The organism is Streptomyces sp. SID14436 (assembly GCF_010548465.1).
In the GTDB taxonomy this organism is placed as follows: Bacteria; Actinomycetota; Actinomycetes; order Streptomycetales; family Streptomycetaceae; genus Streptomyces.
Genome location: NZ_JAAGMD010000453.1, coordinates 1 through 12,057, shown reverse-complemented (window position 1 = coordinate 12,057; position 12,057 = coordinate 1). Strand labels below are relative to the sequence as shown.

The following is a 12,057-nucleotide window of genomic DNA, read 5'->3' as shown; positions in this document are numbered from 1 at the left end:
CCCGGCGGACGGCCGACGACAGGCGGGGCACCGGCCGGAGCCGCCGCGCCCCGGCGCCCCGCCCCCCAGCCCACGGAAAGGACGCAGCGACGTGAGCCTCGCCGACACCGGCCCCCACCAGGAGGGCCCCGCCCTCGGCCAGGAGGTCCCGGCCCGCGGACGTCCGCGCAGCGAGGCGGTCGAACGCGCCATCATCGAGGGCGTGATGCAGCTCCTGGAGGACGGCGTGCCCCTCGCCGAGCTGTCCATCGAGCGCATCGCCCGCACCGCGGGCGTCGGCAAGGCCACCATCTACCGCCGCTGGAGCGGCAAGGAGCAGCTGTTCGTCGACGTGATGAGGGCCGCCGAACCACCGGACCCCGAACTGCCCGGCGTCTCCGTCCGCGACGACCTCGTCGTCCTCCTGGAGGCCCTGCGGCTGCGCGGGCTGGCCGGCCGGACGTCGGCGATCCTGCACCACGTGCGCGCCCAGATGAAGAGCAGCCCCCGCCTGTGGGACGCCTACCACGCCACCGTCGTCGCGCCGCGCCGCCGGCTCGGCCTGGAGGTGCTGCGCCGCGGCCAGGCCAACGGCGAACTCCGCGCCGACGTCGATCTCGACCTGCTCAGCGACATCGTCGTCGGCCCGATGCTGGTGCGCACCGTCCTGCACCCCGACGCGGACCTCCCGGACGGTCTCGCCGAACAGGTCGTCGACACCCTGCTGGAGGGGCTGCGCCCGGTGGACCGGCCCGGCTGACGCCCGCTGCGGGCACCCGCCGGCCACGGGCACCCATAACCGGCGCCGGCCACCGCGTCCCGGCGGCCGATGTGCGCATTCGGTCACAGAGCACGCCCTTTGTGCCCCTCCTGGAACTCCCGGAGCGGTCGCACACGTCCTCGCCCCCGTACGGCCGTCGCAGGACGGCGGGAAAGGAACCGATCATCCCCTAGGGTTCGTACGGACGCGGGGGAGACGGTGTGCACAGCAGGTTGTGAGGCGACGGTATGGCGCAGCAGGCGTACATGACGGAGACGGATCACGGCGGCTCGGGACCCGAGCGCCGGACAACCCGGCTTCAGCGCCTGTTCGCCCGGCTGACCAGAGGCTGGCGGGGCGACCCCCGCATCTGGCGCCGGGGCATCGTCCTCGCCGCGTGCGCCGGACTGCTGGCCCTCGTCATGGTCGCCCACGCCCACATCCCGAACCGGATCGGCAACCTCGGCAGCCTGGTGGAGACGTTCCTGCCCTGGGTGGGCCTGCTCATCCCGGTGCTGCTCGTGCTGGCCCTGGTCCGCAGGTCGGCGACGGCACTGATCGCGGTGCTGGTGCCGTCGGTGGTGTGGCTGAACCTCTTCGGCGGCCTGATCACCGACAAGACCACCTCGGGCGGCGAGTTCACGGTGGCCACCCACAACGTCAACGCGGAGAACCCGGACCCCGGCGGCACCGCCCGGGACGTGGCCGCCGCGGGCGCGGACGTCCTGGCGCTGGAGGAGCTGAAGGCGTCCGCCGTCCCGGCCTACGAGAAGGCGCTGGCGACGGCGTACGAACACCACGCGGTCGTCGGCACCGTCGGGCTGTGGAGCAAGTACCCGCTCACCGATGTGCGGGCCGTCGACATCCGGCTGGGCTGGAAGCGCGCGATGCGGGCGACGGTGGCCACGCCCGACGGGCCGGTCGCCGTCTACGTCGCCCATCTGCCGTCCGTGCGGGTGAAGATGGAGGCCGGCTTCACCGCCCACCAGCGCGACCGGAGCGCCGACGCGCTGGGCGAGGCCATCTCCCGCGAGCCGCTGGAGAACGTGGTCCTGCTCGGCGACCTGAACGGCACCATGAACGACCGCGCCCTGAACGCCGTGACCTCGCAGATGCGTTCCACCCAGGGCGCCGTGGGCAGCGGGTTCGGCTTCAGCTGGCCGGCGTCGTTCCCGATGGCCCGCATCGACCAGATCATGGTCAAGGGCGCCGAGCCCACCACCTCCTGGACCCTCCCCAGGACGGCCAGCGACCACCTGCCCATCGCCGCCCGGATGAAGCTGGCCCCCGCCTCGGGCAATTGAGCAGCTCCGCCCGAACCGCCCCGCCGGCTGAGGACCTCTCGCGCACCTCCGGCCGGGCCCCGGCCCCGGCCCCGCAACGGAACGGGCCGCCCGGCCCCGGCGCGCGATGCCGGGGCCGGGCGGCCCGTGAGGGGGAGCGGGGGGTCCGGTCAGTTCACCGGAGGTGCCTGCTCCTGCCAGCCGTTGGTGAGGGGCAGGCGGCGGTCCTTGCCGAAGCCCTTGGGGGAGATCTTCGTGCCCGGCGGGTACTGGCGGCGCTTGTACTCCGCGCGGTCCACCATGCGCAGCGTCTTCGCCACCAGCTCCGCGTCGAACCCGGCCGCGACGATCTCGTCCGCGCCCCGGTCGCGGTCCACGTACAGCTCCAGGATCGCGTCCAGCACCGGGTAGTCCGGCAGGGAGTCGGTGTCGACCTGCCCGGGCCGCAGTTCCGCGCTCGGCGGCTTCGAGATGGAGTTCTCCGGGATCGGCGGGGTCTGACCGCGTTCCAGGGCCGCCCGGTTGCGCCACTCGGCCAGCCGGAACACCGACGTCTTGTACACGTCCTTGATGGGACCGTAGGCACCCACCGAGTCGCCGTACAGCGTCGAATAGCCCACCGCCAGCTCCGACTTGTTGCCGGGCGCGAGCACGATGTGCCCCTCCTGGTTGGAGACCGCCATCAGCACCACACCGCGCAGCCGCGACTGGAGGTTCTCCTCGGCCAGTCCGGTCAGCTCCAGCGACCCCATGTACGCGTCGAACATCGGCTCGATGGCCACGGTGCGGTAGTTGAGCCCGGTCCGCCGCGCGAGTTCCGCGGCGTCGTCGCGGGAGTGCCCGGAGGAGTACTTCGACGGCATCGACAGGCCGTACACGTTCTCCGCGCCCACCGCGTCGCAGGCGATCGCCGCGACCAGCGCCGAGTCGATGCCGCCGGACAGCCCGATCACCACGGACTCGAAGCCGTTCTTCCTGACGTAGGCCCGCAGGCCCACGACCAGCGCGGAGTACACCTCCTCGTCGTCGTCCAGACGGTCCGCCTGCGACCCGGTGTGCACCGGCTCGTACGCGGGCAGCGGCTCCTCGGACAGCACGACCCGGTCGATCCGCAGCCCGTCGTCGACGACGCCGGCCGGCGCGTCCGCGTCCCCCGCGGGCAGGTCGAGGTCGATCACCACACATCCCTCGGTGAACTGCGGCGCACGGGCCAGGACCCCGCCGTCCCGGTCCACGACGATCGAGTCGCCGTCGAAGACGAGGTCGTCCTGGCCGCCCGTCATCGCGAGGTAGGCGGTCGTGCACCCGGCCTCCTGGGCCCGCTTGCGGACCAGTTCCAGCCGGGTGTCGTCCTTGTTCCGCTCGTACGGCGAGGCGTTGACGGACAGCAGCAGGCCGGCCCGCGCCGAGCGGGCGGCCGGCACGCGGCCCCCGTCCTGCCACAGGTCCTCGCAGATGGCGAGGGCGATGTCCACGCCGTGCAGCCGCAGCACCGGCAGGGTGTCGCCGGGCACGAAGTAACGGAACTCGTCGAAGACGCCGTAGTTCGGCAGGTGGTGCTTGGCGAAACTGAGCGCGACCTCCCCGCGGTACAGCACCGCGGCGGCGTTCTGCGGAGCACCGGCGGGCTGCCCGTACTTCGGCTGCGCGACGGCGCTGCGGTCGAGGTAGCCGACGATCACCGGGAGGTCGCCGAAGCCCTCCTCGGCGAGGCGCGCGGCGAGGGAGCGCAGGGCGGCGCGGGAGGCCTCGACGAAGGACGACCGGAGGGCGAGATCCTCGACGGGATACCCGGTCAGCGCCATCTCCGGGAACGCCACCAGGTGCGCCCCCTGCTCGGCGGAGTGCCGGGTCCAGCGGAGCACCGTGTCGGCGTTGCCGGTGAGGTCTCCGACACGCGAGTCGATCTGATTCAGGGCGAGGCGTAGTTGAGGCACGCCCCCAGTGTAATCGTCAGAGCGACGCGATGTGGGAGTGACGGCGGCCGACGCGCGCCGTCGCACACCACCGCGCGCCTCCCCCGGCCCGGTCAGCGGGGTGCCGCGCCCCGCTCCCGCAGCATCCCGGCCATCAGCTCGATCTCCGAGCGCTGGGCCTCCACCATCCCCCGGGCCAGCCGTTTCTCCACGCCGACCTCGCACTTGTCGACACAGCCCTGCGCCATGTGGACGCCGCCCTTGTGATGGTCCGTCATCAGCTGGAGGAAGAAGATCTCCGCCTGCTTCCCGTTCAGTTTCCCCAGCCGCTCCATCTCCGCGCGGGTCGCCATCCCCGGCATCAGTGCCCCGTCCTCGTCCGCGGCCCGGTCGCCCATGCCCATCCAGGTCATCGGCGGGTCGGCGGACACCTTCGGCAGCTCCCACAGGTCGAGCCAGCCCAGCATCATGCCGCGCTGGTTGGCCTGGGTCTGGGCGATGTCGTAGGCGAGCCGGCGGACCTCCTCGTCGCGCGTCCGGTCCCGCACGACGTACGACATCTCGACGGCCTGCTGGTGGTGCACCGCCATGTCGCGGGCGAACCCGGCGTCCGCGGAGCGGGCGGACGGCACCACGTCCGCGCCCTCGTCCCCGGCGACCGCGTAGGTGAACGCGCCCGCGCCGACGAGCGCCAGCGCCGCCGCCGCGGCGATGGGGCCGGCCTTCCTCACTGCCCGATCCCTCCCGTGCAGGCCGCACCCGGCTCGGGCGTCTGCGCGCCCTGCACGAACTTCTCGAAGAACGCGTCGACATCCGGGTCGTCCGCCCCGGTCACGCTGCGCTGGTGGCCCCACGCCGACAGCATGATCGGCTCCTTCTGGTCGTCGACCGGGCTCATCAGCGTGTACGGGGTCTTCCTCACCTTCGCCGCCAGCGCCTTCACCTCGGCGTCGTCGGCGGCGGAGCTGTAGGTGACCCAGACCGCGCCGTGCTCCAGCGAGTGGACCGCGTTGGTCTCCCGGATCTCCTTGTCGTACACGTCGCCGTTGCAGTTCATCCAGACCGGGTTGTGGTCACCGCCCACCGGGGGCCGGACCGGGTAGTCCACGGCCTCGGTGACGTGGTTGCGGCCCAGCGTCCCCTCCCAGGTCCGCACGCCGTCCTCGCCGGTGACGAACCGGCCGGAGCCCTTGCTGTCGGCCTTCGCGGTGCCGCCGCCGTCGTCGGACTGCGACCGGACGACGAACACACCCCCGACGACGAGGCCCGCGACGACCACCGCGCTGGCCGCGACGACGAGAACGCGGCCGCGACGCGTGCGGGCCTGCTCCGCGCGGCGCATCTCCTCTATGCGTGCCGTGCGTGCCGCGCTGCTCTTCTTGGCGGAGCCCATGGGGGTGCCCTTCGGGGTCAGTGGGACAAACGGGTGAGCAGATCGTAATGGTGCGGGCGGGCGAGGCGTAGGGGCCGAGGCGTAGCGGGCCGTGGCCCGGTCCGGCCCGCCCCCGGGAGCATGCCGCCCGGATCCCGCTGGGACGTCACGCGAACCCCGATCGGACCCCGGTCGAATCCCGATCGGATTCCGGTCGGATTCCGGTCGGATCCCGGTCGGATTGCGGCCCTGTCCGAATAGTTGAATGCCGGATGCACATTATCTAGGGTCGACGGCATGCGGCTGCTGCGCTCCACCGACCTGGCCCTGCGGGTCCTCATGCGCCTCGCCGTGGCCGGTTCCGCGACCCCCACGACGCGCGAGGTCGCGGCGGCCATGGACGTGCCCTACACGCACGCCGCGAAGGTCGTCGCCGAACTCCAGCACATGGGCCTGCTCACCGCCCGCCGGGGCCGGGGCGGCGGCCTGACCGTCTCCGAACGGGGCCGCACGGCCTCCGTCGGCGCCCTGGTGCGCGCCTTCGAGGGCGAGGGCGAGGTCGTCGACTGCGAGGGCGTCGCGACCGGAGCGCCCTGTCCGCTCAGCTCCGGCTGCGGACTGCGCGGCGCGCTGCGCCGGGCCCAGGAGGCGTTCTTCGCCACCCTGGACCCGCTCACCGTCGCCGACCTCGTCACCGGCCCGACGGGCCCCCTGCTGCTGGGCATCTCACCCAACCCCCACCGGGAACCCGTCTGACCGGAGGCGTTCGCCTGAGCCTCGGCTGAGCCCCGGCCGCCGCCGGACCGCCTCGCGGACGGGGACCTACGCGGCGGCCCCGGCCAGCCACAGGTCCGGCCCGAACACCTCGTAGTGGATGTCCGCCGGGGCGACCCCCTTGCCGATCAGCTGCCGGCGCACCATCCGCATGAACGGCAGCGGCCCGCACAGGTACGCGCGCGTGCCCGACGCGACCGGCACGCGCGTGAGGTCGACGTAACCGGTGCCGGCCCCGGCCGGGGCGTCCTGCTCGTACCAGAAGTGCACCGCCGCGTCCGGCAGCTTCGCCGCGTACGCCTCGTGGTCGGTGCGCAGGGCGTGGTCGGCGGGGGAGCGGTCACCGTGCACCACGGTCACCGGGGCGCGGTGCCCGGTCTCGGCCAGGTGGGCCAGCATCGCCGTCATCGGCGTCACCCCGATCCCGGCGGAGGCCAGCAGCAGGGGCGTGTCCGTCGCGGCGTCCAGGACCAGGTCGCCGTACGGCTCGGACAGCTCCACGACGTCCCCGGCCCGCACACGCGCGTACAGGTGGCCCGAGACCTCGCCCTCGGGCGCCGCCTCGTCCCGCACTCGCTTCACGGTGAACTGCCGCTCGTCCGGGGCGGGCGCCCCCGACAGGCTGTACTGGCGTATCTGGCGCGCGCCGTCGGCAAGCGCGACCCGGACGGACACGTACTGGCCCGGGCGGAAGTCCCGGACCGGCCCGCCGTCGGCCGGCCGCAGCCGGAAGGTGACGACGTCGGCGGTCTCGGCGACCCGCGCGACGACCTCCCAGGGCCGCCAGCCGGCCCCGCCGCGCTCCTCGTACAGCCGCTTCTCGATGGCGACGAGGGCGTTCGCCATCAGCCAGTAGACCTCGTCCCAGGCGGCCGCGACCTCGGGCGTGACGGCCTCGCCCAGCACATCGGCGATGGCGGCGAACAGGTGCTCGTGGACGATGGCGTACTGCTCCGGGGTGATCCCGAGGGAGGCGTGCTTGTGCGCGATGCGCTGGAGCATCGCGTCCGGACGCTCGTCCGGGTGCTCCAGCAGGTGCGTGGCGAAGGCGGCGATGGACCCGGCGAGGGCCTGGCGCTGGGTGCCGGCGGCCTGGTTGCCGCGGTTGAACAGATCACGCAGCAGCTCGGGACGGGCGGCGAACATCCCGGCGTAGAACCGCTCGGTGATCTCGTCGAGGGCGGCGCCGACGGCGGGAAGCGTGGCGCGAAGGGTGGCAGCGGACTGCACGGACAGCATCGGGTCTCCTCTGCTCGACTGTCTGCGCCCTCATTAAACTTGCATCGCAAATACCAATTTGACCGGGGGGTGCTACCGGGGGTTCGCGAGAGGAGGGAAGGGTCGCCCGTCGGCCGGTGCCCGTGCCCGTGGCCGTGCCGGGCATCGCCGCGGGCGCGGCATCGCCTCGGGTGCGGGCGCCGATGCCGGCACGCGCGGCCGTTACGGACACCGGTGCGAAGGGGCAGGATGGGTCCACAGGGGTACGCCCGTGGCGGGCACGCCGTCCCGCCCGGGGCCCACCGGGTGATCCAGGTCGGCAACGTGCGTGAAACGCTGATGTGGTGTGATGCTCGGGTTACCCGCCTGTCTCCCGCGCACGGAGCCGGGGCGGGCGGCCTGACCGGCAAGGATGGGGAAGCGGAAGATGGACAAGCAGCAGGAGTTCGTGCTCCGGACCCTCGAGGAGCGGGACATCCGTTTCGTACGCCTGTGGTTCACGGACGTGCTGGGCTTCCTCAAGTCCGTCGCCGTGGCCCCGGCCGAGCTCGAGCAGGCCTTCGACGAAGGTATCGGCTTCGACGGCTCCGCCATCGAGGGCTTCGCCCGGGTGTACGAATCGGACATGATCGCCAAGCCGGACCCGTCGACCTTCCAGGTCCTTCCCTGGCGCGCCGAGGCCCCCGGCACCGCGCGCATGTTCTGCGACATCCTCATGCCGGACGGCTCCCCGTCCTTCGCCGACCCGCGCTACGTCCTCAAGCGCGCCCTCGCCCACACCTCCGACCTGGGCTTCACCTTCTACACCCACCCGGAGATCGAGTTCTTCCTGCTGAAGGACAAGCCCGTCGACGGCAGCCGCCCCACCCCCGCCGACAACTCCGGCTACTTCGACCACACCCCGCAGAACGTCGGCATGGACTTCCGCCGCCAGGCGATCACCATGCTGGAGTCGATGGGCATCTCGGTGGAGTTCTCGCACCACGAGGGCGCCCCGGGCCAGCAGGAGATCGACCTGCGCTACGCCGACGCGCTCTCCACCGCCGACAACATCATGACGTTCCGCCTGATCATGAAGCAGGTGGCACTGGAACAGGGCGTCCAGGCGACCTTCATGCCCAAGCCGTTCTCCGAACACCCGGGCTCCGGCATGCACACCCACCTCTCCCTCTTCGAGGGCGACCGCAACGCCTTCTACGAGTCCGGCGCGGAGTACCAGCTCTCCAAGGTCGGCCGCTCCTTCATCGCGGGCCTGCTGCGGCACGCGGCGGAGATCTCCGCGGTCACCAACCAGTGGGTCAACTCCTACAAGCGCATCTGGGGCGGCTCGGAACGCACCGCCGGCGCGGGCGGCGAGGCCCCCTCCTACATCTGCTGGGGCCACAACAACCGCTCCGCCCTGGTCCGCGTCCCGATGTACAAGCCCGGCAAGACCGGTTCCGCCCGCGTCGAGGTCCGCTCCATCGACTCCGGCGCCAACCCCTACCTGGCCTACGCCGTCCTCCTGGCAGCCGGCCTCAAGGGCATCGAGGAGGGCTACGAACTCCCGCCCGGCGCCGAGGACGACGTCTGGGCCCTCTCCGACGCCGAACGCCGCGCCCTGGGCATCGAACCCCTCCCGCAGAACCTCGGCGAGTCCCTCACCCTGATGGAACGCAGCGACCTGGTCGCCGAAACGCTCGGCGAACACGTCTTCGACTTCTTCCTCCGGAACAAGAAGCAGGAGTGGGAGGAGTACCGCAGCGAGGTCACGGCGTTCGAGCTGCGGAAGAACCTGCCGGTGCTGTAGGGGCAGGTACAGCTCTGGTGGCGGGCCAGGCGTCTGCGAGTTCGAAGCAGACGGCGGTTCCGCCGAAGCGGCTCGGGCCGGACTGCCAGGACGACGCGAGGGCGTCGACCAGGAGCAGCCCGCGTCCGTGAGCGTCATCGGCATCCGGTTGCCTCAGGCGCACCCTCGCGGGGAGCCCCGGGTTGTGCACCTCGACGCGCAGGGACGAGCCGCTGCGGAACCACTCGACGCGCACGGCCCCCTCCTCGTCGCACCGCCCGTGAAGAATCGCGTTGGTGACCAGCTCGGAGATCAGCAGGACGCAGTCGTCGACCGAACACGACGGCCGGTACGGCGTGATGAGCTTCCGGAACCAGCGCCGAGCCCGGGGAACGGACTCCGGCAACGGCTCCAGAGTCACCGAGCCGAGCCTCGGCGATCCCTCACAGGGGCACCTGTCGATCACAACGTCGGTCATCTGCACGGTCTCCTCGCCAGGGGAAGGGAGTCGCAAGGGCCGGGTGGAGGCGCCTGAGCCCTTGCTACAGCCTCGGAGCGACATCTCTAGACATCCAGACCCTCCCGAGGCATCTCTAGAGATGTCAAGCGTCCGGCTCGGAATCCGCCGGAACGAGCGGACGCACTGCTACGCGCAGCGAGCGCGCGCCCGACCTATGGCCTAAGGTGTCTAGAGAAGCGAGGAGGGGTTAGGGAATGCCTGCTACCGACGACCGTCGGCCCAAGTACCAGCGGATCGCGGACTCTTTGCGAGAGGCGATCCAGTCGGGCGAGTACGGTCCCGGTGATCGGCTTCCCGGGGAGAACGACCTCATGGCCACGCACGGCGTGGCCCGTATGACGGCCCGGCAGGCGCTCGGCGTCCTGCGGGACGAGGGCATCGCCGAATCCCGGAAGGGCGCAGGTGTCTTCGTGCGGGCCTTCCGTCCGCTGCGCCGACGCGGCATCCAGCGGCTGGCCCGCGACCAGTGGGGCAACGGACGGTCCATCTGGTCGGCGGACATCGAGGCCAGGGACCTCCGGGTCGACCAGGTCTCGGTGGGCGAGGAGACGGCTCCCGAGCACATCGGCGCGGTCCTGGGCATGGCTGCCGAAGAAGTCGCGTGCGTGAGGCGCCGGCGCTTCGTCCTGGACGGCAAGCCGGTGCTGCTCGCGACGAGTTACCTGCCCCTGTCCCTGGTGGCCGGATCCGCCATCAGCCGAGAGGACACCGGACCGGGCGGTACCTACGCCCGGCTTGCCGAACTCGGCCACGAACCGGTGCACTTCCGCGAGGAGATCCGCTCACGCATGCCGTCGCCGGACGAGGTGACACAGCTGGACCTTGCCCCGGGCACCCCGGTCATCCTCATCTGCCGCACCGCGTTCACCGACCAGGGCCACCCTGTCGAGGTCAACGAGATGACCCTGGACGCCGCTTCCTACGTCCTGGAGTACGACTTCGACGCGGGCCCCGAGCCCGCCTCCCCCGGCGCCGACGCCACAGCGCCTGGAGACCCGGCCTGACGCGGGCGCCCGTTGGATGTCCTCGCATCCCGACGGAAGGACCCCGCACCCGGTGAGCCCTGCTCCGGCCCGCACACGGTCGCGGAGCAGGGCTCGCCCGGTGTCTCCGGCCGGCCGGAGGGCGTTCCTCAGGCCGGGCCGGAGCGGTTGCGGGCCTCGTCCTTGAGGTGGCCGCCCGACTCCCGTGCCTGGTCCTGGACTTCGCCGGTGCGGTCGCGGGCCTCGTCCTGGGTGGTCCGGGCGGCCTGGGCCGCGGTGTCCTTGACCTCGGCGGCGGCGCTCTGGGTCACCTCCCGGGCACCTTCCTTGAGGTGCTGCGCGGACTCGGCGGCGGCCTGCTTCACCGGCTCCAGCGCCTCACCGCCCCGTTCCATCAGCTCCGCGGCCTTCTCCTGCTCGGCCGTCGAGGCGGGCACCAGCGAGGACGCCAGCAGGCCGACGCCGAACGCGACGAGGCCGGCGGCCAGGGGGTTGCCCCGGGTCTGCTCCCGGGCCAGGTCGGGTGCCTGTTGCACGGCCTGCCCGGCCTGGCCGGCGGTCTCCCGCGCCGACTCGGCCGCGCGCCCGGTGCCGTCCTGCACCGAACCGGCCGCCGACCGGGCGGAGTCGGCCACCCCGTGCGCGGTGTCGGTGACGCCGTGGGCGGTGTCCGAGGCGGTGCCCATGACACGGTCCCGGAGGCCGCCCATCGCCCCGCGCACGCGTGCCTTGCGGCGCCGCGCCACGCGCTTGGGGCTCGTGCGGTCGGCGAGCCGGTCCACGTCCGTGGACAACTGGTGGCGAGTGGCCTCGATCTCGGCCCTCACCTGGTCGGGTGACGTGCCCATGCCGCGTTCTCCTTCATGGTCTCGACGGTCTGCTCGGGCGTGGGGGAGACGGTGCGCATCCGCGCCCGCCCCATCAGGAAGAGCACGCCCGCCACGACGGCCCACACCGCGGTGACGATCAGGGCGGCCCAGCCCCCGTCCATGACGTTGGACAGCCCCAGAACGGCTGCCAGAGACAGGAACAGCAGCACCATGTACCCGGCGAATCCGGCCCCGCCGTACATCCCGGCGGCCTTGCCCGCGGTGCTCGCCTCCTGCTTGACCTCAGCCTTGGCCAGCTCGACCTCCTTGCGGAAGAGGGTCTGGAGGTCCGAGGTCACGGCCGACAGCAGCTGGCCCACGGACGGGTCCCGCTGCTCCAGCCGCTCCGCGTCCGCCGGCACCTGCGCCCGGGTCGCCCCGGAGGCGGAAGTCGGCGCGTAGGTGGGGGATGTTGACGTCATGTCACACCCCCGGGTGCGGAGGGATCGGCGCGCCGTTGGGCGGTGCGTCGCCCGGCAGGGAACCGGCGCTCGGTGGCACCGCCGGCGGGGGGCCCGCCGACAGGGCGGGCGGGTCGGACGCCCCCGTACCGACCGGGCCGGGTTCCGGCCCGGACTGCGCGGAGGCGCGGGAGGCGCTGCCGGACGCCTTGGC

At 72.5% G+C, this 12,057-nt stretch carries 12 protein-coding genes and 1 pseudogene; 5 read left to right on the top strand and 8 right to left on the bottom strand.

What is annotated here, in order from left to right; translation table 11 throughout:
* Nucleotides 1-91 precede the first annotated feature (91 nt).
* Complete coding sequence (locus tag G3I53_RS15685; protein WP_343239731.1) at nt 92-739, top strand: TetR/AcrR family transcriptional regulator; 648 nt, start codon at nt 92-94, stop codon at nt 737-739.
* 248 nt (nt 740-987) lie between these two features.
* Nucleotides 988-2,043 carry an endonuclease/exonuclease/phosphatase family protein gene (locus G3I53_RS15680; protein WP_164336988.1) on the top strand — a complete coding sequence of 352 codons (1,056 nt, stop codon included), beginning with the start codon at nt 988-990 and terminating at the stop codon, nt 2,041-2,043.
* A 149-nt stretch (nt 2,044-2,192) separates the two neighbouring features.
* On the opposite strand, the gene G3I53_RS15675 is transcribed toward G3I53_RS15680, so the two are convergent.
* From G3I53_RS15675 to G3I53_RS15665, 3 genes are all read right to left on the bottom strand, one after another.
* Nucleotides 2,193-3,959, bottom strand: coding sequence for an NAD+ synthase (locus tag G3I53_RS15675; RefSeq protein ID WP_164336990.1), 1,767 nt, complete (start codon nt 3,957-3,959; stop codon nt 2,193-2,195).
* A gap of 92 nt (nt 3,960-4,051) precedes the next feature.
* A complete protein-coding gene (locus tag G3I53_RS15670; protein ID WP_164336991.1) occupies nt 4,052-4,669 on the bottom strand; it encodes a DUF305 domain-containing protein in 618 nt (205 codons plus the stop codon).
* Nucleotides 4,666-5,331, bottom strand: coding sequence for a DUF3105 domain-containing protein (locus G3I53_RS15665; protein WP_164336994.1), 666 nt, complete (start codon nt 5,329-5,331; stop codon nt 4,666-4,668). Before G3I53_RS15665 ends, G3I53_RS15670 begins: the two co-directional genes overlap by 4 nt.
* A gap of 276 nt (nt 5,332-5,607) precedes the next feature.
* Here G3I53_RS15665 and G3I53_RS15660 point away from each other — a divergent pair, with 276 nt between their 5' ends.
* On the top strand, nt 5,608-6,066 hold the full coding sequence (locus tag G3I53_RS15660; RefSeq protein WP_164336995.1) for an Rrf2 family transcriptional regulator: 459 nt from the start codon (nt 5,608-5,610) through the stop codon (nt 6,064-6,066).
* A 66-nt stretch (nt 6,067-6,132) separates the two neighbouring features.
* Here the strand turns inward: G3I53_RS15660 and G3I53_RS15655 are convergent, their stop codons facing one another.
* The gene (locus G3I53_RS15655; RefSeq protein ID WP_164336997.1) at nt 6,133-7,323 is read right to left on the bottom strand and encodes a globin domain-containing protein; all 1,191 of its coding nucleotides are present in this window, start codon (nt 7,321-7,323) and stop codon (nt 6,133-6,135) included.
* 406 nt (nt 7,324-7,729) lie between these two features.
* On the opposite strand from G3I53_RS15655, the gene glnA reads away from it, so the two are divergent.
* Nucleotides 7,730-9,091: a type I glutamate--ammonia ligase gene (glnA, locus tag G3I53_RS15650; protein ID WP_164336999.1), complete on the top strand. Its 1,362-nt coding sequence runs from the start codon at nt 7,730-7,732 to the stop codon at nt 9,089-9,091.
* On the opposite strand, the gene G3I53_RS15645 is transcribed toward glnA, so the two are convergent.
* Nucleotides 9,051-9,548, bottom strand: coding sequence for an ATP-binding protein (locus G3I53_RS15645; RefSeq protein ID WP_164337001.1), 498 nt, complete (start codon nt 9,546-9,548; stop codon nt 9,051-9,053). The genes glnA and G3I53_RS15645 overlap by 41 nt on opposite strands.
* A gap of 236 nt (nt 9,549-9,784) precedes the next feature.
* Between G3I53_RS15645 and G3I53_RS15640 the strand changes: the two genes are divergently transcribed.
* Nucleotides 9,785-10,594, top strand: coding sequence for a GntR family transcriptional regulator (locus tag G3I53_RS15640; protein WP_164337003.1), 810 nt, complete (start codon nt 9,785-9,787; stop codon nt 10,592-10,594).
* A 128-nt stretch (nt 10,595-10,722) separates the two neighbouring features.
* Here the strand turns inward: G3I53_RS15640 and G3I53_RS15635 are convergent, their stop codons facing one another.
* The 3 genes and pseudogenes from G3I53_RS15635 to G3I53_RS33330 form a co-directional block, all read right to left on the bottom strand.
* Complete coding sequence (locus G3I53_RS15635) at nt 10,723-11,421, bottom strand: DUF3618 domain-containing protein (protein ID WP_164337005.1); 699 nt, start codon at nt 11,419-11,421, stop codon at nt 10,723-10,725.
* Nucleotides 11,397-11,864, bottom strand: a complete 468-nt coding sequence (locus tag G3I53_RS15630) for a phage holin family protein (protein WP_164337007.1) — start codon at nt 11,862-11,864, stop codon at nt 11,397-11,399. The genes G3I53_RS15635 and G3I53_RS15630 overlap by 25 nt, the downstream gene beginning before the upstream one ends.
* 1 nt (nt 11,865) lies before the next feature.
* Nucleotides 11,866-12,057, bottom strand: a pseudogene (locus G3I53_RS33330) (resistance protein); the annotation flags it as partial.

Bases quoted from the DNA above. Each gene is read 5' to 3' on its own strand.
- G3I53_RS15645 (WP_164337001.1), bottom strand. From the start codon at position 9,548: ATGACCGACGTTGTGATCGACAGGTGCCCCTGTGAGGGATCGCCGAGG.
- glnA (WP_164336999.1), top strand. From the start codon at position 7,730: ATGGACAAGCAGCAGGAGTTCGTGCTCCGGACCCTCGAGGAGCGGGAC.
- G3I53_RS15660 (WP_164336995.1), top strand. From the start codon at position 5,608: ATGCGGCTGCTGCGCTCCACCGACCTGGCCCTGCGGGTCCTCATGCGC.
- G3I53_RS15665 (WP_164336994.1), bottom strand. From the start codon at position 5,331: ATGGGCTCCGCCAAGAAGAGCAGCGCGGCACGCACGGCACGCATAGAG.
- G3I53_RS15630 (WP_164337007.1), bottom strand. From the start codon at position 11,864: ATGACGTCAACATCCCCCACCTACGCGCCGACTTCCGCCTCCGGGGCG.
- G3I53_RS15635 (WP_164337005.1), bottom strand. From the start codon at position 11,421: ATGGGCACGTCACCCGACCAGGTGAGGGCCGAGATCGAGGCCACTCGC.
- G3I53_RS15640 (WP_164337003.1), top strand. From the start codon at position 9,785: ATGCCTGCTACCGACGACCGTCGGCCCAAGTACCAGCGGATCGCGGAC.
- G3I53_RS15655 (WP_164336997.1), bottom strand. From the start codon at position 7,323: ATGCTGTCCGTGCAGTCCGCTGCCACCCTTCGCGCCACGCTTCCCGCC.
- G3I53_RS15680 (WP_164336988.1), top strand. From the start codon at position 988: ATGGCGCAGCAGGCGTACATGACGGAGACGGATCACGGCGGCTCGGGA.